At 71.4% G+C, this 21,358-nt stretch carries 17 protein-coding genes; 13 read left to right on the top strand and 4 right to left on the bottom strand.

The window, feature by feature from the left end; genetic code table 11:
* The first annotated feature begins 83 nt into the window (after positions 1–83).
* Complete coding sequence (locus ABFY03_RS25570; RefSeq protein WP_319009598.1) at positions 84–1,235, top strand: carboxylate-amine ligase; 1,152 nt, start codon at positions 84–86, stop codon at positions 1,233–1,235.
* A gap of 56 nt (positions 1,236–1,291) precedes the next feature.
* Here ABFY03_RS25570 and lon read toward each other — a convergent pair whose 3' ends face one another.
* Positions 1,292–3,703, bottom strand: a complete 2,412-nt coding sequence (lon, locus tag ABFY03_RS25565; RefSeq protein ID WP_319009599.1) for an endopeptidase La — start codon at positions 3,701–3,703, stop codon at positions 1,292–1,294.
* A 200-nt stretch (positions 3,704–3,903) separates the two neighbouring features.
* Between lon and ABFY03_RS25560 the strand changes: the two genes are divergently transcribed.
* The 4 genes from ABFY03_RS25560 to ABFY03_RS25545 are packed head-to-tail and all read left to right on the top strand — an operon-like array spanning position 3,904 to position 8,979.
* On the top strand, positions 3,904–4,665 hold the full coding sequence (locus tag ABFY03_RS25560; protein ID WP_386723594.1) for a TnsA-like heteromeric transposase endonuclease subunit: 762 nt from the start codon (positions 3,904–3,906) through the stop codon (positions 4,663–4,665).
* Positions 4,665–6,698, top strand: coding sequence for a Mu transposase C-terminal domain-containing protein (locus ABFY03_RS25555; RefSeq protein ID WP_346170931.1), 2,034 nt, complete (start codon positions 4,665–4,667; stop codon positions 6,696–6,698). Before ABFY03_RS25560 ends, ABFY03_RS25555 begins: the two co-directional genes overlap by 1 nt.
* On the top strand, positions 6,695–7,780 hold the full coding sequence (locus tag ABFY03_RS25550; RefSeq protein ID WP_346170930.1) for a TniB family NTP-binding protein: 1,086 nt from the start codon (positions 6,695–6,697) through the stop codon (positions 7,778–7,780). The genes ABFY03_RS25555 and ABFY03_RS25550 overlap by 4 nt, the downstream gene beginning before the upstream one ends.
* The gene (locus tag ABFY03_RS25545; RefSeq protein ID WP_346170929.1) at positions 7,780–8,979 is read left to right on the top strand and encodes a hypothetical protein; all 1,200 of its coding nucleotides are present in this window, start codon (positions 7,780–7,782) and stop codon (positions 8,977–8,979) included. Before ABFY03_RS25550 ends, ABFY03_RS25545 begins: the two co-directional genes overlap by 1 nt.
* Here ABFY03_RS25545 and ABFY03_RS25540 read toward each other — a convergent pair.
* On the bottom strand, positions 8,965–9,918 hold the full coding sequence (locus ABFY03_RS25540; RefSeq protein WP_346170928.1) for an SUKH-3 domain-containing protein: 954 nt from the start codon (positions 9,916–9,918) through the stop codon (positions 8,965–8,967). The two genes, ABFY03_RS25545 and ABFY03_RS25540, sit on opposite strands and share 15 nt — an antisense overlap.
* Before the next feature lie 113 nt (positions 9,919–10,031).
* Between ABFY03_RS25540 and ABFY03_RS25535 the strand changes: the two genes are divergently transcribed.
* On the top strand, positions 10,032–10,535 hold the full coding sequence (locus tag ABFY03_RS25535; RefSeq protein ID WP_346170927.1) for a hypothetical protein: 504 nt from the start codon (positions 10,032–10,034) through the stop codon (positions 10,533–10,535).
* A gap of 455 nt (positions 10,536–10,990) precedes the next feature.
* Here the strand turns inward: ABFY03_RS25535 and ABFY03_RS25530 are convergent, their stop codons facing one another.
* Positions 10,991–11,632 carry a TetR/AcrR family transcriptional regulator gene (locus ABFY03_RS25530; protein WP_319009601.1) on the bottom strand — a complete coding sequence of 214 codons (642 nt, stop codon included), beginning with the start codon at positions 11,630–11,632 and terminating at the stop codon, positions 10,991–10,993.
* Between the two features lie 210 nt (positions 11,633–11,842).
* Here ABFY03_RS25530 and ABFY03_RS25525 point away from each other — a divergent pair, with 210 nt between their 5' ends.
* From ABFY03_RS25525 to ABFY03_RS25495, 7 genes are all read left to right on the top strand, one after another.
* Positions 11,843–12,079, top strand: coding sequence for a hypothetical protein (locus ABFY03_RS25525; RefSeq protein WP_346170926.1), 237 nt, complete (start codon positions 11,843–11,845; stop codon positions 12,077–12,079).
* A 185-nt stretch (positions 12,080–12,264) separates the two neighbouring features.
* Positions 12,265–13,335, top strand: coding sequence for a 5'/3'-nucleotidase SurE (gene surE / locus ABFY03_RS25520; protein WP_346170925.1), 1,071 nt, complete (start codon positions 12,265–12,267; stop codon positions 13,333–13,335).
* Positions 13,336–13,448: 113 nt separating this feature from the next.
* Positions 13,449–14,132 carry a spermidine synthase family protein gene (locus ABFY03_RS25515; RefSeq protein ID WP_319009604.1) on the top strand — a complete coding sequence of 228 codons (684 nt, stop codon included), beginning with the start codon at positions 13,449–13,451 and terminating at the stop codon, positions 14,130–14,132.
* Positions 14,133–14,192: 60 nt separating this feature from the next.
* Entirely contained in the window at positions 14,193–14,927 is a 735-nt protein-coding gene (locus ABFY03_RS25510; RefSeq protein WP_319009605.1) for a response regulator transcription factor, read from the top strand.
* A complete protein-coding gene (locus tag ABFY03_RS25505; protein WP_319009606.1) occupies positions 14,924–16,018 on the top strand; it encodes a HAMP domain-containing sensor histidine kinase in 1,095 nt (364 codons plus the stop codon). Before ABFY03_RS25510 ends, ABFY03_RS25505 begins: the two co-directional genes overlap by 4 nt.
* A gap of 269 nt (positions 16,019–16,287) precedes the next feature.
* On the top strand, positions 16,288–20,073 hold the full coding sequence (locus ABFY03_RS25500) for a multifunctional oxoglutarate decarboxylase/oxoglutarate dehydrogenase thiamine pyrophosphate-binding subunit/dihydrolipoyllysine-residue succinyltransferase subunit (protein ID WP_319009607.1): 3,786 nt from the start codon (positions 16,288–16,290) through the stop codon (positions 20,071–20,073).
* Between the two features lie 83 nt (positions 20,074–20,156).
* Positions 20,157–20,339 (top strand): DUF6104 family protein, encoded by a 183-nt coding sequence (locus ABFY03_RS25495; RefSeq protein WP_019075209.1) that lies wholly within the window; start codon positions 20,157–20,159, stop codon positions 20,337–20,339.
* A gap of 66 nt (positions 20,340–20,405) precedes the next feature.
* Here the strand turns inward: ABFY03_RS25495 and ABFY03_RS25490 are convergent, their stop codons facing one another.
* On the bottom strand, positions 20,406–21,221 hold the full coding sequence (locus ABFY03_RS25490) for a hypothetical protein (RefSeq protein WP_346170924.1): 816 nt from the start codon (positions 21,219–21,221) through the stop codon (positions 20,406–20,408).
* Positions 21,222–21,358: the final 137 nt, after the last annotated feature.

Here is a 21,358-nt window from a genome sequence, read left to right as displayed (position 1 = left end):
GGGACGTTCGTGGACACCCTTGGAGAAAGCACGTTCGAACGCCCGTCAGCGCACCACCGTCCGCCCGTGAAGGAGAGCGCTCCATGCGGAACCAGCAGCGGTGGATCTACCACCGCGGGGAAGGGCTGCGCACGTTCGGGGTGGAGGAGGAGCTCCTCCTGGTCGATCCCGAGACCGGGCTCCCGCAGCCCGTCGCCGGCACCGTCACCGAGATCGCCGCCTGGCACGCCGACGCCGGGCCGCGCACCGAGGGCCTGGAACCGGCGAAGCCCGAGTTGTACGCCGAGCAGCTGGAGATCGGCACCGCCCCCTGCACCACCACCCCCGAGCTCGCCGACCAGCTGCGGCGGGCCAGGCTCGCCGCCGCCGCCGCGGCCAAGGAGGCCGGGGTGGCGGTCGCGGCCCTCGCGACCCCGCCCGTGGACTTCGGCCCCCTGCTCACCCCGGACGACCGCTACCGGCGGATCCACGACCGGTACGCCCACCTCGTCGACGAGGAGTACGCCTGCGCCTGCCACGTCCACGTCCACCTCGGTTCGCCCGAGGAGGGGGTGGCGGTGCTCGACCGGATCCGCCCGTGGCTCGCCCCGCTCCTCGCGCTCAGCGCCAACTCCCCGTACTTCCAGGGCGTCGACACCGGCTACGCGAGCTGGCGCCACCAGCTCTGGCAGCGCTGGCCGATGTCCGGCCCGAGCGAGCTGTACGGGGACGTGGAGGCGTACGAGCGGACCACCCGCGAGATGCTCGCCAGCGACGTGCTCGTCGACGACCACATGGTCTACTTCGACGCCCGGCTCTCCCGCCGCTACCCGACGGTGGAGATCCGGGTCGGCGACGTCTGCCTGGACGTGGAGGACACCGTCCTGCTCGCCGTGCTGAGCCGCGCCCTGGTGGAGACCGCGGCCCGCGACTGGCGGCGGGGGCTGCTCCCCGACCCGGTGTCGACGGTGGTGCTGCGGCTCGCCGCCTGGCGGGCCAGCCGGTACGGGCTCGGCGGCGAGCTGCTCGACCCGCGGAGCTGGCGGCCGGCGCCGGCCGGCGAGGTGCTGCACACCCTGCTCGACCACGTCCGCCCGGCCCTGGAGGACGCGGGCGACCGCGAGCGCGCCGAGGCCGGCGTCGCGCGGCTGCTCGCCCGGGGCACCGGGGCGGACCTCCAGCGGGCCGCGCACGCCGGCGACCCCTCGCTGGCCTCGGTGATCGTCGAGGCCGTGCGCCGTACGACCCCGGCCTGAGCACGGGCGAGGCCCCCGGTACGCGCGCGTACCGGGGGCCTCGTCGTCGGTGCGGGTCAGGCGGCGACCGGCACGGGGACCTCCGCCGGGGCCAGGGCGATCTCCAGCACCTGGCGGACGTCGGTCACCGGGTGGACCTCCAGCTTCTCCAGGACCTCGGCCGGGACGTCGTCCAGGTCGGCCTCGTTCCGCTTGGGGATGACCACCGTGGTGATCCCGGCCCGGTGCGCGGCGAGCAGCTTCTGCTTCAGGCCGCCGATGGGCAGGACCCGGCCGGTGAGGGAGACCTCGCCGGTCATGGCCACGTCGGTGCGGACCAGCCGGCCGCTCAGCAGCGAGGCCAGCGCGGTCGTCATGGTGATGCCCGCGCTCGGACCGTCCTTCGGGACCGCGCCGGCCGGGAAGTGGATGTGCACGCCCCGGTCCTTCAGACCGGTCACGGGCAGCTCCAGCTCCGCGCCGTGCGAGCGGAGGAAGGAGAGCGCGATCTGCGCGGACTCCTTCATGACGTCGCCCAGCTGGCCGGTGAGGGTCAGCCCGGCGGCGCCGGTCTCCGGGTCGGCGAGGGACGCCTCGACGAAGAGGACGTCACCGCCGGCGCCGGTCACGGCCAGGCCGGTGGCGACACCGGGCACGGCGGTCCGCCGCTCGGCCGGGTCCTGGGCGGACTCGGGCACGTGGTGCGGACGCCCGATCAGGGCCCGCAGGTCCTCGGGCGTGACCGTGAACGGCAGCTCGCGGTCGCCGAGTTCGTGCTGGGCCGCCACCTTGCGGAGCAGTCGGGCGATGGCCCGCTCCAGGGTGCGGACGCCGGCCTCCCGGGTGTACTCGCCGGCCAGCTTCCGCAGCGACGCCTCCTCCAGGGCGACCTCGCCGGGCTCCAGGCCGGCCCGCTCCAGCTGCCGGGGCAGCAGGTGGTCGCGGGCGATGACGACCTTCTCGTCCTCGGTGTAGCCGTCGAGGCGGACCAGCTCCATGCGGTCGAGCAGGGCCTCCGGGATGGCCTCCAGGACGTTGGCCGTCGCCAGGAAGACGACGTCGCTGAGGTCGAGTTCGACCTCCAGGTAGTGGTCGCGGAAGGTGTGGTTCTGCGCCGGGTCGAGGACTTCGAGCAGGGCCGCGGCGGGGTCGCCGCGGAAGTCGGAGCCGACCTTGTCGATCTCGTCGAGGAGGACGACCGGGTTCATCGAGCCGGCCTCCTTGATGGCGCGGACGATCCGGCCGGGCAGGGCGCCCACGTACGTCCGCCGGTGGCCGCGGATCTCGGCCTCGTCGCGGACGCCGCCGAGGGCGACCCGGACGAACTTCCGGCCCATGGCGTGGGCGACGGACTCGCCGAGCGAGGTCTTGCCGACGCCGGGCGGGCCGACGAGCGCGAGCACGGCGCCGCCGCGCCGTCCGCCGACGACGCCGAGTCCGCGCTCGGAGCGCCGCTTGCGCACGGCCAGGTACTCGGTGATGCGCTCCTTCACGTCCTCCAGGCCCGCGTGCTCGGCGTCCAGGACGGCCTTGGCGCCCTGGATGTCGTACCGGTCCTCGGTCCGCTCGTTCCACGGCAGTTCGAGGACGGTGTCGAGCCAGGTCCGGATCCAGGAGCCCTCGGGCGACTGGTCGCTGGAACGCTCCAGCTTGTCGACCTCCTTGAGCGCGGCCTCGCGGACCGCCTCGGGCAGGTCGGCGGCCTCCACGCGGGCGCGGTAGTCGTCGGACTCCTCGCCCTCCTTCTCGCCGTTCAGCTCGCGCAGCTCCTTGCGGACGGCTTCGAGCTGGCGGCGGAGCAGGAACTCGCGCTGCTGCTTGTCGACGCCCTCCTGGACGTCCTTGGCGATGGTCTCGGCGACGTCCTGCTCGGCGAGGTGCTCGCGGAGCTGGGCGGTGGCGAGCCGGAGGCGGGCGACCGGGTCGGCGGTCTCCAGGAGGGCGACCTTCTGCTCGACGGTGAGGAAGGGTGAGTAGCCGGAGTTGTCGGCGAGCGCGCCGACGCCGTCGATCTGCTGCACCCGGTCGACGACCTGCCAGGCGCCGCGCTTCTTCAGCCAGCTGGTGGCGAGCGCCTTGTACTCGGTGACCAGCTCGGTCACGGAGCCGGGGAGCGGCTCGGGAACGGTCTCCTCGACCACGGTCCCCTCGACCCACAGGGCCGCGCCGGGCCCGGTGGTGCCGGCCCCGATCCGCACGCGTCCGATGCCCCGGATCAGCGCGCCCGGGTCGCCGTCCGACAGGCGTCCCACCTGCTCGACGATGCCGAGCACACCGGTCCCGGCGTACGTCCCGTCCACGCGCGGCACCAGCAGCACGCGCGGCTTGCCGCCGGCCCCGCGGGCGGCGGCCTGGGCGGCCTCGACGGCGGCCCGGACCTCGTTGTCCGACAGATCGAGCGGCACGACCATCCCGGGCAGCACGACCTCGTCATCGAGCGGCAGCACAGGCAGAGTGAGCGGCACGGACGGCTTGGAGACAGAAGCCATGATCTCCCCTTCGGCAGTCAAGTTGAGCTATGCCGACTCAATGCATGTGAGCGCGGGATTGTTCCCCGGGGGTTGTTCGCTGTGAGCGATCATGCCGGGAGTGTCCGGTACTGGTCGACCTTGCATAGGTCAGCTTTAGGCTGCACGTGATCTTGCATAGGTCAGCGTGACCTTGCATCGAGAGGCGGGGTTAGCTGCTCGTGGTGCATGCGTTAGGGGTGGTACCGGGCGGCGTGACAGGGCCTCCGGCGGAGGGCTTCGAGGTCGGGTACATCGATCTAGGCGGGTCGGAATACCGGCGTCCGCTTTCGGATGTGTGGGCGACGCGGTTCGAGGACGTCGTACCGGTGCGCGAGTTCAAGTCGTACAAGGGGCAGCGGCATCTGCCGGGGCTGTGGTGGTCGTCGACGGCCGGCGGGCACATCGGGTACGAGTCGTGGCTGGAGCGCGATCACGTGATGCTGCTGGACTTCGACCCGACCGTGGTGGGGGTGTCCTCCCAGCCGTTCTGGCTGTTCTGGGCATCGGACGGCGGCAAGGGCATCTCGCACGCGCCGGACTACTTTGCCCGCCGTGACGACGGCACTGCGGTCGTGATCGACTGCCGCCCGGCGAACCGGCGGGGTCCTCGGGACTGGGTGAAGTTCGAGGCGACGCGGGCGGCCTGCGACCAGGTGGGATGGGAGTTCCGGCTGGTGGGGGACCCGGACGAGATCGTGGTGCGCAACGTGCGGTGGCTTGCGGGCTACCGCACTCCGCGGCACCGGGTGGAGCCGGTGGCCTCCGTGCTGCGGGAGGTGTTCGCCGAGCCTCTGCCGCTGATGGACGGGGCCGCGGCGGTGGGGGATCCGATCGCGGTGCTGCCGGTGTTGTTCCATCTGCTGTGGTCGCACGAGCTTGTGGTGGATGTGTCGGTGCCGCTGCACGCCGCCTCGCTCGTGTCGTCGGGAGTGGTGCGGTGATGGGCGGCCAGAACGCCTCGGTGCTACGGCCCGGGGACTGGATCACCTACAACGACAGCGACCACCAGGTGGTGGCACTCGCGGGGACGTCGGTACGACTGCGCTCGCAGGATGGGGCGGAGTCGGTGGTGCTGGCCTCGTATCTGATGACGGCGCCGGACTTCGCGGTCACCGGCACGGAGTCGCTTCCTGCGGTGGAGCCGTTCGGCCTGCTGGCGACGCTGTCGGAGGCCGCGGGGGCGGCTGCGCGCGAGTGGGAACGCCACATCGTGGAGGTGGAGACCGGGCTACCGCCCGGCGCCGGGCCGGGCACGCCCGCGCGGCCGGAGTACGACCCTGCGTCCCGTTCGCTGGTGGAGCGAGCCCAGGCGAAGGCGGATGAGCTGGGTGTGAGTCTTCGCACGGTGCAGGGCAAGCGGTCTCGCTATGCCCAGCAGGGGTTGTGGGGTCTGGTCGACCAGCGTCTGGTGCGGATGTCGGAGGCGACGGGGCGGGCGGATGCCCGGCTGGTGGCGGTGATCAGGGAGGCTCTGGACGCGGAAACGCACACGTCGACGGGGACCCGGTCCCGGCTGATCCGCAGGGTGATCAAGATGGTGGAGGCCACCCACGGCGAGGGAGTGGTGCCGCTGCCGAGCAAGAACACCTTCTACAAGCTCGTCGACGCGCTCTCCGCCGGTCGGCACTCCTTCGGCTCGGCGGTCACGCGGCGCCAGACGGCGAACCGCCCACAGGGGCCGTTCACGCCGACGTTCGCGGACCGGCCCGGAGAACAGGTGCAGATCGACTCCACCCCGCTGGACGTGATGGTGGTGCTGGATTCCGGTCTGACGGCTCGCGCGGATCTGACGATCGCGGTCGACGTCGCGACTCGCACGATCTGCGCGGCTGTGCTGCGGCCGGTGGGCACGAAGGCGGTGGACGCCTCGCTGCTGCTGGCCCGGATGCTGGTGCCCGAGCCGATGCGGCCGGGCTGGTCCCAGTCGCTTCGGATGGCGGCCTCGCGGATGCCGCACCGGCGGCTGCTGGCCGCGGACACGCGGATGGAACAAGCCGCGGCGAAGCCGGTGATCGTGCCGGACACCGTCGTCATCGACGGCGGGAAGGTCTTCATTTCCGACACGTTCATCCGGGCCTGCGACCGTCTCGGTGTCTCAGTGCAGAGATCGCGCCCACGGACGCCTACCGACAAGGCCATCGTGGAGGCCACGTTCTCGGCGATCAACACACTGTTCTGCCAGCACCTCGCCGGCTACACGGGACCGAACGTCTCCCGCCGGGGCGAGCGCGTCGAAGAGCAGGCCGTCTGGACCATCCCCGAACTCCAGGACCTTCTGGACGAGTGGCTGCTGGCCGGGTGGCAGGCCAGGCCGCACGACAGCCTGCGCGACCCGTTCCGGCCGAAGAAGGCGATGTCACCCAACGACAAGTACGCCTCACTGGTGGCAGCCTGCGGCTATCTGCCGCTGGTGCTGCGGGGCGAGGACTACCTGGAACTGCTTCCGGTGGCCTGGCGGGCCGTCAACGACTACGGCATTCGGATCAACTACCGCACCTATGACTGTGCAGACCTGGGGCCCTGGCGGCGCCAGCACTCCGGACACGCCGCGAAACGCGGACTCTGGGAAGTGCACTACGACCCCTACGACCTGTCCCATGTGTTCGTACGCACCCAGCAGGGCTGGATCACCGTCCCCTGGGTCCACCTGCCCTTGGTCAACGCACCGTTCGCGGACTTCACCTGGAGCCACGCCCGCCGCCTGGCCACCGGGGCCGGCCTGGACGACACCAACGAAGCGGTCGTTGCCCGGGTGCTGGACGAACTACTGACCCGGGCCGAGCACGGCCCGGACAAGCACACCGCCAAGGTCGTGGGCCGCACCCGAGCCGCGGCCACCGTCCACGCGCCCGCCTCGGCACCCGAGAGCGAAACCGAAGCAGCACCCAAACCGAGGGCCGAGGCCCAGCCGTCCGCGACGGTGGTGCCCTTCGGGGTCTTCGACGCCCACGCAGAAGCCGAAAGGTGGCTATGAGCAAGCCCTCCCCGTCCCGCACCCCGGACACGGACACGGCCGCGGAGGCTCCGCCGGACAGCCCGCTGACCACCAAGGAGGGCTGGAGGCACTTCGTCGAGCACGAGCCCGTGCCGCCCGGCCTGCTCTCGGCCGCCGAGTGGACTGCGCTGAGCAGGCGGGAGCGGATGCGCGAGGACGAACGGCGCCGGGAGTATCACGCCGATCTCCCGATGGTGAACACCCCCACCATCCGCAAGGTCATCGCCACCTCCCGGCTGCTGATCCAGCTCAACCGCAACCAGATCTCCGCTCGCCGCGGTGTGATCCTGTCTGGTGCCTCAGGCACTGGGAAGACCACCGCTCTGACCCAGCTGGGGCGGGCGCACGAACTCGCCATCCGCAAGCGGCATCCCCGCGACCTGAGCCGACTCCCGGTCGTCTACGTGACTGTTCCGCCGGCAGCCACGCCGAAGATGCTCGCGATGGAGTTCGCCCGGTTCTTCGGCCTGTCCTTCCCCACCCGGGCCAACGTCACCGACATCGTGGACGCGGTCTGCGCGACCGCCGCGCATGTCCATGTCGACCTCGTACTCGTCGACGAGCTCCACAATCTGAACCTCGCGACCCGGTCCGGTGCCGAGGCATCCGACCAGCTGAAGTACTTCGCCGAGCGACTGCCCGCCACGTTCGCCTACGCGGGCATCGACATCGAGTCCCGGGGCCTGTTCGCCGGCACCCGCGGCCGTCAGATCGCCGGACGCTTCGTCGTCATCCCCGCAGCCCCGTTCTCCCACGCCACCGATCAGGACCACGACACGTGGCGGGCCCTGGTCGGGACCCTGGAATCCATGCTCCGGCTGCACAACCACGCCCCAGGCACACTCACCGAGCTGAGCGAGTACGTCTTCCACCGCACCGGCGGCATGATCGGCAGCCTCTCCCAGCTCATCCGGGGCGCCGCGGTACTGGCCATCGAGGACGAGAGCGAACGCATCACCGAGGACCTCCTCGCACTCGTCCCGATCGACTTCGCCGCCGAGCAGTCCGAGAAGCTCACAGCGCCGGCCAAGCCCGCCTCCCGGCGAAGGCGGGCGGCCTGATGCTCGTGCGTCGCCTGCCCGACCCTGTTCCCCCTGCCCAGCATGAGGTCGCGGCTTCCTACATCGGCCGACTGGCCACACTCCACGGCCTCGATATCAACGATCTCTGGGTCCAAGTCACTCAGCGCGAGCAGTCCGGCGGGATGCGCCGGGTCATCGTCCCCGAGCGGCTCGCAGCCCTCACCGGCCGGACCATTCACGCCCTCGCGGGAGCCCTTCCGGAGCTGCGCGATCCAGAGCCGAACTGGGCCATGTTCCGCCATCAGCCACAAACCGGCTGCCACCGCTGCGACTCCAAGCATCCCGGCGGAAAGGTGACCCGGCTCCTCCCACACCATCGCTACGTATGTCTCCGGCACCGCACCTGGATCGGGCCACCTGACGTCAATCAGCCCGCCGCCGACCTCAGCGAGATTCCCGCCATCGTCCACTCCCAGCGCCGTCATCTGCGAATACTGAGCCGTCGCGGCTGGGCCGCCACCTACGACGCGGTGCTGACCGCCTTCAGCTTCTGCGGACATATCTGGGACACCCCCAACCCTCCCGAGGACCGTCGGCATGTCTGGCATACCTGGGACGCGCGCGCTCGTGCCCTTATTCCGGACGATGACGAATCGACGGCCTTTCGCGCCTACAGCACGTCGAAGCTGTTCGCCGCCGTCTATCCCGAGGCCATAGACCTGGCCGTGCTCATCGCCGCGCCCTACTGGCGCCAGCGCGCGAACGGAACCCTCATCGAACAGTTCCAGTTCCTCGACGAGGTCAGCCGCCGGGTCAGCTACCCCTACACGGACAAGCCCGAATTCGGCGACGCCATAGCGCACTGGGCCATTGCCGATTCCTGGCGCCCGCCCTCGGCTCCCACGAACACCTACTCCCCCGCGCGACTAAGAGGGCTCCTTCCGTCCCTTCACGCAACGCAAGCCAGGCGGCACGAGCAGAGTGCCCTCTGGTTCAGCCGGAAACGCAAGGCGGGTTCCCCACTACTCCGTCACCTACACGTCCGCCCAGTCGTCGACCGCGCTTGGGCCCCGGACTACGAACGGACCGAGGGAGCCATCTGGCACAGCAAGAGAACCGACCAGCAGTTCCTCGATCAAATAGCGCGTGAAATCATGAAGCAGACACGCCGCACACCATCAGATCCGGCCTCGCCCACCGATCGATCCAGTCCACATACGACCTCAGGGCTGAGCTGAGCTGGGCATACGAACCGGCATCACTCCAAGGACGAGGTTCTCCATGGCCTCGGGCATACGACCGAACCTGGCCAGCCAGTTGACGACGACATACAACTCGCCGTGCTCGTCAAGGCCGAGGAAGGCGTGGCCGTGGTCGAGTTCCCCCAGCGGAAAGAGGTGCCGCCCAATCTCCTCTCCCCATTCGCCGAAACGGTCGTCTTCGCCCAGCGCAAGCAGTGGGTCGAGTTCGAATGGTTCTCTCGCTCTGGTGATGCCTGAGCCACCGCTAACAACTGTCAGTCCACCGAACTCGCGCAGGAATTCCTCGGCAGCGGAATGAATACGGAAGCCGTCTGCTTCCAGGCGCTCTCGCCACACTGTCGTGTCAACGTTCCGCCCCGGATACCAGCCCGCATCACGCAGCACCGCCTCCACCTCGGCCGACCAGACGTGCGACCCCTTCGTCTGCGCTGCCCGCTGGTCGCGAACAAGTCGGGCCGCGAACGCGACTGCCTCGGCAGGATCGGTCGTTTCGAAGGCGACACGGTCTCCCCGATCAGAGCGGTCCACTACCGAATAGGAATCTGGACGGGCGAACATCGCGGGGAGTGGTTCCCGGCCCCAGTCCTCCCAGTTGTCCGATGTCGACACACTCAGCTGCTGCATCGACATCCAGGGATACATCGAACTCAGCAACGGCTCACGCGCAGCCGCCTGCAGCAACAACCCCAGGGACGGGGAAGACTGGTCCTCCCCGTCAGGTTGGGGAGGGTACTCCTCCAGGAGCTCCGCCCAAGCCTGTGCGCGCTTCGCACCTTCAGATCCCATGCCCCGACGATGCTGCACCCTCTCCGACGTCGTCAACGACGAAATCGTGCCGGTCCCGGCCACGCAAGATGCAAGGTTGTTCTGGGCAGAGGGGCCGCGCATCGCCCAGTTCAACTCTTCGAGCCGCACGTCACCACGCTGGCCCCTGGCAACGTCACATCGGATCGGACAGAGGCCCCGGTTTCCGGCCCCGTCGCGTGTTCCGGCTGCGCCCCGGCGCGGGGCCGGGCATGCTCGGGCCCATGAAGTCTCGTGTGCGGCGTGGACGGGTGTGGGGCGCGGTGCCGGCGGTCGCGGCGGCGCTGGTGGTCGCGGTGGGCGGGTGCGCCGACGCCGACGCCCCGCCGGTCCCGGACCCGAGCGGGAGCGCGGCGAGCACGGAGGCCACCGCCGACCCGCGCTCCGGGGCCGTGCTCGTCGAGGTCGGCGTGAGCGGAGGCTTCGCCGGCGTGGACAACCGCCTCGTGGTGCGCGAGGACGGAAGCTGGACCGTCCGGTCCGGGAACGGCGAGCCGCGCACCGGACGGATGACCGCCGCCGACCTCGCCGAGCTGCGCGCCGCCCTCGACGACCCCGCCTACGCGCGCGTGCCCGAACAGCCCACCGGCCCGCCCGTCGCCGACGGTTTCCGGTACGCCGTGACCTACCACGACCGGACGGTCGTGGCGGGCGACGGCGACCGGCCCGCCGCCCTCCAGCGCGTCTTCGACGCCCTCCCGGACGGCGGCCCGCCGACCTCTCCGTGACACGGTCCGCGCCCCCGTGAACCGCCCGGGGCCCGCCGCGCGATAGAGGGCGTGAGACTGTCACGCCTCGCACGGGGAGGCCCCGCCGGGGGCGAGGGGGACGCCGTCTCCGCTCCCGCGCGGCGCCGGCCGCGCCGGCCGTCGGACTGTCCGCCCTGGTCCTGCCGGGTCCGGCGGCGGATTTCGGCGCGCCCGCCGCCGTACGGAACACGCTCGGGCTCACCGGTCTCGCGGCCGGGGCGCGGTCGAGCCGGCTGCCGCCGGTGACGTACACCGGGCGGTGCATCTGACGCCGCCGGACGCCGGGGCGGCGGTCCGGTGGGGGTGAGTGCTGCGGCCGGGGCCGGAGGGCGCGGCCTGGGCGGTGGCCTGCGGTCTGCTGGGTGCGGGGGCGGGCCCGTACGCGGGGCGGGGCCGCGGCCGGGCCAGCCGGCCGGGGGGCTGGGGACCCGGGGCTACTCGGGTGTCGCGCGGATCGCCGCGTACTGGCGCTGGAGGTAGTCCCGCACCCGGGCGGGCATGTCGAGGGAGTCCGGGTCGAGGGCCCACTGGAGCTGCAGGCCGTCCATGACGGCCACATACTCCCGGGCGACGCCCTCGCAGTCGATGTCCGGGCGGAGTTCGCCGCGCCGGACGGCCTCCTCCAGGCGTTCGACGCTGTGCGCGAGCACGCGCGCGTACCGGTCCTTGAAGTACGCGTGGGCGGGGTGGCCGACGCTGCCGGACTCGCCGACGAGGACGTTGAACATGCGGACGATGCCGGGGCGCCGGGTGTTCTCCTCGATCAGCCGGACGAGGGCGTCGAGGAAGGCCGCGTACGACTCCGGTTCGGTGCCGAAGAGGCGCTCGACGTCGTGCTCCTCGCTCTGCGCCAGGACCGAGAGGAGCAGGTCCTCCTTGCTGCGGAAGTGGTGCAGCAGGCCGCCCTGGGTGATGCCGCAGTCGTGGGCGATGCGGGCGAGGGAGGAGGCGTGGAAGCCCCACTGCCCGAAGTGGTCGACGGCGGTGTCCAGGATCAGCCGGCGGCGGGCGTCGCCGACGGCGTAGCTGCCGCGACCTGCGTTTTTACCGCTCGCGGTGACCTTCTTCTCCGGCATGCGGACACCTTAGCCGGGGCCCCGACCGACCCCCCGGGTCTGTGATCCGGCTCACAGATGACAAACCTAGTACCTACTCGGTTTTCGCGCTTAGCCTGTGCCCGTCGAGGACGGCGCCGCCCCCCGGCGGAGCCCCGCACAGGTTCCGGGGCGCGGCACGCCGGCCCCTCGGCCCCGTCCGCTCGGTCACGAAAGGCAGGTACGGACGCGATGCACCCCTTTCAGGACGCCGGTCGCCCCGTGGACGAGCGCGCGGAGGACCCGCTCTCCCGGATGACACCGGAGGAGAAGGCGGCCCTCGGCGTCGCCTTCGGCCGCGCCCGCCCCGAGGGCCGCCTCCCGTTCGAACTGGCGCACTCGATGGCCGCGGTCGGCGCGGCCCGGCCGGACGTACCGAACGGCACGGAGGCTCCGGTGGTCCCGTACGGGCACGGCCTGACGCTCTGAGCCGCCGAGCCGGACATCGCATCCGAGATATCGGATCCAGGACATCGGATCCGGGATCCAGGACATCGGAACCGGCCACAGACCGCGGGGATCCTGACGCCCCCGCGCGATCCGGGGCCCGCCCGTGGGGGGCCGGGCCCCGGATCCCCCCCCGAGATGTCATGCCCACGAAAGGACGCACCGCCATGCGCCGTACCCTCGCGCTGACCACCGCAGCGGCCGTACTCGCCGGCCTGGGCGCCACCGCCTACGCGACCACTCCCGCCGCGGAGCGGGCGCACGACGGGCGCCGCCCGCTCGCCGGGCTGCGGATCCTCCTCTCCAACGACGACTCCATGCGGGCCGCGAAGTCGAGCAACTCGGACGGGCTCGGCCTGTACGAGCTCCGCCGCGCGATGTGCGCGGCGGGGGCCGACGTCGTGGTGATGGCGCCCTGGCAGGTGCAGTCCGGCAAGGGCACGGCCGTGACCAACGGCGGCGCCCTGACCGCCCAGCGCCGCACCGCGCTGCCCGCCGGGTACGAGGGCGACTGCGCGGGGGCGCCCTCCGGTGGCGCCGTCTTCGGCGTCTGCCTCGCCGAGGGCGGCTGCGCGCCGGACTCCCCCAGCGCGACCCCCGCGGACACCGTGAAGCTGGCCCTGCGCGGGGGCCTGGCGGCGAAGGTCGGCTGGAAGGGCGCTCCCGACCTGGTCCTCACCGGCATCAACTCGGGTCCGAACATCGCCGCGAGCGTCAACGACTCGGGCACCGTCGGCGCGGCCGTGGCCGCGATCGACCAGGACGTCCCGGCGATCGCGTTCTCCTCGTCCGGCGACGAGAGCCAGCTGTACTTCCCCCGCGAGAACTACCGGGCGCACGCCGAGTTCGGCGCGCGGTTCGTCGCGGGGCTGAGGGAGCGGGGACTGCTGACCTCCGCCTTCGCCCTGAAGGTCGACTACCCGGACGTGAGCGCCGGACAGCGGGCGAAGGCCCCGGTGTGGACCCGGGTCGGTGACGGGGCGGTCGTCTACCACGCGTACGAGCAGCGCGGGGCGGGCGACACCTTCGACATCGCGCTCGGCCTGTGCGAGGGGGACGAGAGCGAGGGCGAGTGCGTCGAGCACCGCGCGGACGCGGACTCGACCTGGCTGCTGGGCGAGGGCCACGTGACCGTCGCCCCGATCACCTGGGACCGCACGTACGGCACCCCGGTCGACGCCCGGCGCGAGCTGAAGGCGGTGCAGCGGTACGTGGAGCGCGAGGCGCCGCGCCCGTAGCGGGCGGTGCCGCTCCGTCACCCGTCGCCTCCGAAACGTGTTTGTCCCGGCCGTCCGCGCTCCGCGAGGATGGCCGGGACGACGCGTACCGCACGACGAGACACGGAGTGATCATGAACAGCCCCGTCACCCTCGACCGCCGCGAGGGCCCGTACGGAGAGGTCGTGCTGCGGCGCCGGGACGCCGGGGACCGCACCGACTTCGAGATCATCGCCAACGGCACCTTCCTGATGGACACCTCCGACGGGCGCTCCGAGCGGCTGCTCGTGGACGCGGCGATGGAGGCGCTCCCCGCGCGGGCGCGCGCGGGCGCGTCCGTCCTGATCGGCGGGCTCGGCGTCGGCTTCTCCCTCGCGCACGCCGCCGCCGACCCGCGCTGGGGGCGGATCGCGGTCGTCGAGCGGGAGGAGGCCATCATCGACTGGCACCGGAGCGGCCCGCTCGCCGCGCTCTCCGGGCGCGCGCTCGCCGACGAGCGGACCGTGATCCTGCACACGGACCTGGTGACGTACCTGGAGACGTCCGGCGACACCTATGACGCGCTCTGTCTGGACATCGACAACGGTCCGGACTGGACGGTCACCGAGGACAACGAATCCCTGTACGGGGCCCGGGGGTTGGCGTCCTGCGCGGCCCGGCTGAACCCCGGCGGAGTGCTCGCCGTGTGGTCGGCGCGACCGTCCGGCGATTTCGAGGAGTCCTTGCGGAATGCCGGGTTCAGCGGGGTACGGACGGAAGAGATCCCCGTTGCCCGGGGCGTCCCCGACGTGGTCCACCTCGGCATCCGGCCTGCGTAGCCGGGACGCCGCCGGTACCTCTAGGCTGCTGCACCGACATCGGCGACGCGAGGCGGGGCAATGGAGCAGACACACACCACTCACCAGGGTGCGGCGACTCCGGGGGCCCAGCGGCGCGTCCTGGTCGTCGAGGACGACGCGACGATCGTGGAGGCGGTCTCCGCCCGGCTGCGCGCCGAGGGATTCCTGGTCCAGACGGCGACCGACGGCCCGGCGGCCGTCGAGGCGGCCGAGGCGTGGCAGCCGGACCTGATGGTGCTCGACGTGATGCTGCCCGGCTTCGACGGCCTGGAGGTCTGCCGCCGGGTGCAGGCGCAGCGTCCGGTGCCGGTCCTGATGCTCACGGCGCGGGACGACGAGACCGACATGCTGGTCGGGCTGGGCGTCGGCGCCGACGACTACATGACGAAGCCTTTCTCCATGCGTGAGCTGGCCGCCCGGGTGCACGTGCTGCTGCGCCGGGTGGAGCGGGCCGCGCTCGCCGCCGTGACCCCGCGCAGCGGGATACTGCGGCTGGGCGAGCTGGAGATCGACCACGCGCAGCGCCGGGTCCGGGTGCGGGCGGAGGACGTCCATCTGACGCCGACCGAGTTCGACCTGCTGGTCTGTCTGGCCAACACCCCGCGCGCGGTGCTCTCCCGGGAGCAGCTGCTGGCCGAGGTGTGGGACTGGGCGGACGCCTCCGGCACCCGGACCGTGGACAGCCACATCAAGGCGCTGCGCCGGAAGATCGGCGCCGAGCGGATCCGTACGGTGCACGGGGTCGGGTACGCGCTGGAGACCCCGGCGCCGTGAGCCGGCCGGGGCGGCGCACCGGAGGGGCCCGGCGCCGGATCGTGATCTCGATCAAGACGAAGCTGGGCGCGCTGGTCGTCGGGGCGGTGCTGCTGACCTCGGGGCTCGCCCTGGTGGCGATCCGGACGTCCACCGAGTTCCGGTACATCACGATCTTCGCGATGATCGCGACCCTGCTGATCACGCAGTTCGTGGCGCAGTCGCTGACGGCGCCGCTGGACGAGATGAACACGGTGGCGGGGTCGATCTCGCGCGGGGACTTCTCGCGGCGGGTGCGGGGCGCGGACCGGCGCGACGAGCTGGGCGACCTGGCGTCGACGATCAACCGCATGGCGGACGACCTGGAGGCCGTGGACCGGCACCGCAAGGAACTGGTCGCCAATGTCTCGCACGAGCTGCGCACGCCGATCGCGGCGCTGCGCGCGGTGCTGGAGAACGTGGTCGACGGGGTCTCGGAGGCCGATCCGGAGACGATGCGGTCGGCGCTGAAGCAGACCGAGCGGCTGGGCCGGCTGGTGGAGACGCTGCTCGACCTGTCGCGGCTCGACAACGGTGTCGTCCAGCTGCGGGCGCGCCGTTTCGAGGTGTGGCCCTATCTGTCCGGGGTGCTGCGGGAGGCGAATCTGGCCGCCGCGCAGCGCGGTCTGCCGTCGACGTCCGGCCTGCACCGGCGTACGGACGTGCATCTGCACCTGGACGTGTCGCCGTCCGACCTGACCGCGTACGCGGACGTGGAGCGGCTGCACCAGGTGATGGCGAACCTGATCGACAACGCGGTGAAGCACTCCCCGCCGCACGGGCGCGTGACGGTGCGGGCCCGGCGCGGCCCGTACCCGGAGTCGCTGGAGCTGGTGGTCGAGGACGAGGGTCCGGGCATCCCGGAGCAGGAGCGGCACAAGGTCTTCGAGCGGTTCAACCGGGGTACGGCTCCGGACCGGCAGGGGCCGGGGAGCGACGGGGGCACGGGGCTCGGGCTGGCGATCGCGCGCTGGGCGGTGGATCTGCACGGTGGCGGGATCGGCGTGGCCGAATCGTCACGCGGGTGCCGCATCCGCGTCACTCTTCCGGGCAGCCTTCCCGTCCGCGATTGACGTAGGGTTCGAACCGGAAGCGAACGTTCTGCGTGATCAGTGGCAGGACGTGGTCAGGGAACGGCCGAAGGGGGCCGTAGCCCGCGCTTTTCCGTACCCTCACCGAGGGGGAACCCCGCTTGTTTCCCGCCATTCACGGTGTCGAAACACGCCGTCAAGTGTGACTTGCGCGACGTTGGAGTGCCCGGCCTGCACGTCCCGGCCGGACAGGCGTAGCCTTTATTTCCGCTGTCCATCACCTTGCGAAGCGGAAGAGGGCGGTTGCCGCCGTGTCGTCTCAGTCCCCCAGTACCCCGAGCTCCCCGGCCGACCAAGACGGGCGTGGCGTGAGCCCCGCAGCCGCCTTCGGTGCCAATGAGTGGCTCGTCGACGAGATCTACCAGCAGTACCTCCAGGACCCGAATTCGGTCGATCGTGCCTGGTGGGACTTCTTCGCCGACTACAAGCCGGGTGCGGCGGAGACCCCGTCCGCCCCGGCCGCCACCACGACGACCGCGCCCTCGGCGCAGCAGGCGGGCCCCGCACAGGCCGCACCTGCCGCTCCGGCCGCCGCCGTCCCCGCCCCGGCCCCGGCGCCCGCCGCCGCCCCCGCCGCGGCTCCGGCGAAGCCCGCTCCGGCCGCCGTGAAGCCGGCCCCGGCCGCCGCTCCGGCGCCCGCCAAGGCCGCCCCGGCCGCCGAGGCGCCCGCCGGCCCCGAGCTGATCACGCTCCGCGGCCCGGCCGCCGCGGTCGCGAAGAACATGAACGCCTCGCTGGAGATGCCGACGGCCACGTCCGTCCGCGCCGTCCCGGTGAAGCTCCTGTTCGACAACCGGATCGTCATCAACAACCACCTGAAGCGCGCCCGGGGCGGGAAGATCTCCTTCACCCACCTCATCGGCTACGCCATGGTGCAGGCGATCAAGGCCATGCCGTCGATGAACTACTCCTTCGCGGAGAAGGACGGCAAGCCGACCCTGGTCAAGCCGGAGCACGTGAACTTCGGTCTCGCCATCGACCTGGTGAAGCCGAACGGCGACCGCCAGCTCGTCGTCGCGGGCATCAAGAAGGCCGAGACGCTCAACTTCTTCGAGTTCTGGCAGGCGTACGAGGACATCGTCAAGCGCGCCCGCGTGGGCAAGCTGACGATGGAGGACTTCTCCGGCGTCACCGTCTCCCTGACCAACCCCGGCGGCCTCGGCACGGTCCACTCCGTGCCGCGTCTGATGCCCGGACAGTCGGTCATCATGGGCGTCGGCTCGATGGACTACCCCGCCGAGTTCCAGGGCACCTCCCAGGACACCCTGAACAAGCTGGGCATCTCCAAGGTCATGACCCTGACCTCGACCTACGACCACCGGGTCATCCAGGGTGCCGCCTCCGGCGAGTTCCTGCGGATCGTCGCGAACCTCCTCCTCGGCGAGAACGACTTCTACGACGAGATCTTCAAGTCGCTGCGGATCCCCTACGAGCCGGTCCGCTGGCTCAAGGACATCGACGCCTCCCACGACGACGACGTCACCAAGGCCGCCCGCGTCTTCGAGCTGATCCACTCCTACCGGGTCCGCGGCCACGTCATGGCCGACACCGACCCGCTGGAGTACAAGCAGCGCAAGCACCCCGACCTGGACATCACCGAGCACGGCCTCACCCTGTGGGACCTGGAGCGCGAGTTCGCGGTCGGCGGCTTCGCCGGCAAGTCGATGATGAAGCTCCGCGACATCCTCGGCGTCCTGCGCGACTCGTACTGCCGCACCACCGGCATCGAGTTCATGCACATCCAGGACCCGAAGCAGCGCAAGTGGATCCAGGACCGCGTCGAGCGTCCCCACGCGCGCGTGGAGCGCGAGGAGCAGCTCCGCATCCTCCGCCGCCTGAACGCGGCCGAGGCGTTCGAGACCTTCCTGCAGACGAAGTACGTCGGCCAGAAGCGCTTCTCCCTGGAGGGCGGCGAATCCGTCATCCCGCTGCTCGACGCGGTCATCGACTCCGCCGCCGAGTCCCGCCTCGACGAGGTCGTCATCGGCATGGCCCACCGCGGCCGCCTCAACGTCCTCGCGAACATCGTCGGCAAGTCGTACGCGCAGATCTTCCGCGAGTTCGAGGGCAACCTCGACCCGAAGTCGATGCACGGCTCCGGCGACGTCAAGTACCACCTGGGCGCCGAGGGCACCTTCACCGGTCTCGACGGCGAGGAGATCAAGGTCTCCCTGGTCGCCAACCCCTCCCACCTGGAGGCGGTCGACCCGGTCCTGGAGGGTGTCGTCCGCGCCAAGCAGGACGTCATCAACAAGGGCGGCACGGACTTCACCGTCCTCCCGGTGGCGCTGCACGGCGACGCGGCCTTCGCGGGCCAGGGCGTGGTGGCCGAGACCCTGAACATGTCGCAGCTGCGCGGCTACCGCACCGGCGGCACGGTCCACATCGTCATCAACAACCAGGTCGGCTTCACGGCGGCTCCCGAGTCGTCGCGCTCCTCCATGTACGCCACCGACGTGGCCCGCATGATCGAGGCGCCGATCTTCCACGTGAACGGCGACGACCCGGAGGCCGTGGTCCGCGTCGCGCGGCTCGCCTTCGAGTTCCGCCAGACGTTCAACAAGGACGTCGTGATCGACCTCATCTGCTACCGCCGCCGCGGTCACAACGAGGGCGACAACCCGCAGTTCACCAACCCGCAGATGTACAACCTGATCGACAAGAAGCGTTCGGTGCGCAAGCTGTACACCGAGTCGCTCATCGGTCGCGGCGACATCACCCTGGAGGAGGCGGAGCAGGCGCTCCAGGACTTCCAGGGCCAGCTGGAGAAGGTGTTCGCGGAGGTCCGCGAGGCCACCGCCGCCCCGGCGCCGACCCATGTGCCGGACGTCCAGGCCGAGTTCCCCGTCGCCGTCACCACCGCGGTCTCCCAGGAGGTCGTGAAGCGGATCGCCGAGTCGCAGACCAACATCCCCGAGCGGGTCACGGTCCACCCGCGTCTGCTGCCCCAGCTGCAGCGCCGCGCGGCCTCGATCGACGACGGCACCATCGACTGGGGCTTCGGCGAGACCCTCGCCATCGGCTCCCTGCTGATGGAGGGCACCCCGGTCCGCCTGTCGGGCCAGGACTCCCGCCGCGGCACCTTCGGCCAGCGCCACGCGGTCCTGGTCGACCAGGAGACCGGCGAGGACTACACCCCGCTGCTCTACCTGACCGAGGACCAGGCCCACTTCAACGTCTACGACTCGCTGCTCAGCGAGTACGCGGCGATGGGCTTCGAGTACGGCTACTCGCTGGCCCGCCCGAGCTCCCTGGTGGTCTGGGAGGCGCAGTTCGGCGACTTCGTCAACGGCGCCCAGACCGTCGTCGACGAGTTCATCTCCTCGGCCGAGCAGAAGTGGGGCCAGACCTCCGGCGTCACCCTGCTCCTGCCGCACGGCTACGAGGGCCAGGGCCCGGACCACTCGTCCGCCCGTCCCGAGCGCTTCCTCCAGATGTGCGCCCAGGACAACATGACGGTCGCCATGCCGACGCTGCCGTCGAACTACTTCCACCTCCTGCGCTGGCAGGTGCACAACCCGCACCACAAGCCGCTCATCGTCTTCACCCCGAAGTCGATGCTGCGCCTGAAGGCCGCGGCGTCCAAGGTGGAGGAGTTCACCACCGGCGGCTTCCGCCCGGTGATCGGCGACACGACGGTCGCCCCGGCCGACGTCCGCAAGGTCGTCTTCTGCGCCGGCAAGGTCTACTACGACCTGGAGGCCGAGCGGCAGAAGCGCGGCGACAAGGAGACCGCGATCATCCGTCTGGAGCGCCTGTACCCGCTGCCGGGTGCCGAGCTCCAGGCCGAGATCGCCAAGTACCCGAACGCCGCGAAGTACATCTGGGCGCAGGAGGAGCCGGCGAACCAGGGTGCGTGGCCGTTCATCGCGCTCAACCTGATCGACCACCTCGACCTGGCGGTCGGCGCGGACATCCCGGCGGGCGAGCGCCTGCGCCGGATCTCCCGCCCGCACTCCTCGTCCCCGGCGGTCGGCTCGGCCAAGCGTCACCAGGCGGAGCAGCAGCAGCTGGTCAACGAGGTCTTCGACGCCTGACGTCGGCACCCCGTACGGAGGCCCGGCACCCCACCTGGGGTGCCGGGCCTCCGGCCTGTCCGGGCGGGCCTATCCTGGAACGCATGTACTTCACCGACCGTGGCATCGAGGAACTGGAGAAGCGGCGCGGCGAGGAGGAGGTCACCTTCGAGTGGCTCGCCGAGCAGCTGCGGACCTTCGTCGATCTCAACCCCGACTTCGAGGTGCCGGTCGAGCGCCTCGCGACCTGGCTGGCCCGTCTCGACGACGAGGACGACGACGAGTAGGCACACACCTGCCGGAAGGCCCCTTCCCCCGCGCGGGGGAAGGGGCCTTCCGTCGTTCGGCGCGGGTCAGTGCTCGCGCAGCCGGTCGTAGGCGAGGCCGAGGGCGCCGTGGGCGACGAGGACGGCTCCTGCGGCGGTCCAGCCGCCGGAGCGCCGCCTGAGCCCCCACAGGAGCAGCGGCACGCCCACGGCGAGCTGGGCGCCGCCCAGGAGGCGCGCGCGGGGGCCGCGGACGTACGGGCCGAGGGGGCCCTCCTCCACGGCGTCGAGCTCGTCGAGGACGGCTCCCCGCCATCCGGGCCACTCCAGCTGCTCGGCGCCGTCGGCGAGGGCCGCCTCGCGGAGCCGGTCGGGGGCGTCGCCGGGGTCGACGCCGGCGGGCAGGTCGAGGCCGGTGCGGGCGAGGACGGCGACGAGGCCGACCAGACGGGTACGGGCGTCGGCCTCCGGGTCGGGGAGGGTGAGCGGCTCCAGGGCCTGGACGTCGAGGACGGGGTCGAGGCCGAGGCGGTCGGCGAAGGTGCGCATGGCCTCGTCCTCGCCGACCGGGGTGCCGTCCGCGAGCCAGGTGTAGCCGACGGTGCGACGGAAGCCGGCGGCGAGGGTGATCCCGGCGCGGTCCCGGTCCCACCAGAGCGCGAGGACCGGCCAGGTGGCGGCGGAGACGGCGAGGGCGGTGGCCCAGCCGGTGACGACCCGCTCGACCGGCTCCCCGCCGTCCTGCCAGGGCTTTCCCTCCGGTACGAGGACGCTCCAGTCGGCTCCGGCGGGGGCGAGGAGCAGCCGCTCCCGCAGGAGCTGGGCGGGCGGCCGGACCGCCGTGGGGTCGGCTCGGCACAGCAGCAGCGCCCCGGCGGGGCTCGGTCCGGATGTCGCGTTCATGGGCCCTACGCTAGGCCAGTTTGTCCGTGTACCGAGGTGTTTGCTCCGACCCTGTCAGGGATGAATCAGGGTTGACTCCGTCACACCGCGATATATCGTGAGTCTCGAAGTCGCGATATGTTGCGTCGGCTTGCAGG

Origin of the sequence: Streptomyces roseofulvus, assembly GCF_039534915.1 — a bacterium.
In the GTDB taxonomy this organism is placed as follows: domain Bacteria; phylum Actinomycetota; class Actinomycetes; order Streptomycetales; family Streptomycetaceae; genus Streptomyces; species Streptomyces roseofulvus.
This window is presented reverse-complemented; position numbering and strand designations above follow the sequence as displayed.

Coding starts and splice junctions, on each gene's coding strand:
- ABFY03_RS25570 (WP_319009598.1), top strand. CDS start 84: ATGCGGAACCAGCAGCGGTGGATCTACCACCGCGGGGAAGGGCTGCGC.
- lon (WP_319009599.1), bottom strand. CDS start 3,703: ATGGCTTCTGTCTCCAAGCCGTCCGTGCCGCTCACTCTGCCTGTGCTG.
- ABFY03_RS25555 (WP_346170931.1), top strand. CDS start 4,665: ATGGGCGGCCAGAACGCCTCGGTGCTACGGCCCGGGGACTGGATCACC.
- ABFY03_RS25550 (WP_346170930.1), top strand. CDS start 6,695: ATGAGCAAGCCCTCCCCGTCCCGCACCCCGGACACGGACACGGCCGCG.
- ABFY03_RS25545 (WP_346170929.1), top strand. CDS start 7,780: ATGCTCGTGCGTCGCCTGCCCGACCCTGTTCCCCCTGCCCAGCATGAG.
- ABFY03_RS25535 (WP_346170927.1), top strand. CDS start 10,032: ATGAAGTCTCGTGTGCGGCGTGGACGGGTGTGGGGCGCGGTGCCGGCG.
- ABFY03_RS25530 (WP_319009601.1), bottom strand. CDS start 11,632: ATGCCGGAGAAGAAGGTCACCGCGAGCGGTAAAAACGCAGGTCGCGGC.
- ABFY03_RS25525 (WP_346170926.1), top strand. CDS start 11,843: ATGCACCCCTTTCAGGACGCCGGTCGCCCCGTGGACGAGCGCGCGGAG.
- surE (WP_346170925.1), top strand. CDS start 12,265: ATGCGCCGTACCCTCGCGCTGACCACCGCAGCGGCCGTACTCGCCGGC.
- ABFY03_RS25515 (WP_319009604.1), top strand. CDS start 13,449: ATGAACAGCCCCGTCACCCTCGACCGCCGCGAGGGCCCGTACGGAGAG.
- ABFY03_RS25510 (WP_319009605.1), top strand. CDS start 14,193: ATGGAGCAGACACACACCACTCACCAGGGTGCGGCGACTCCGGGGGCC.
- ABFY03_RS25495 (WP_019075209.1), top strand. CDS start 20,157: ATGTACTTCACCGACCGTGGCATCGAGGAACTGGAGAAGCGGCGCGGC.
- ABFY03_RS25490 (WP_346170924.1), bottom strand. CDS start 21,221: ATGAACGCGACATCCGGACCGAGCCCCGCCGGGGCGCTGCTGCTGTGC.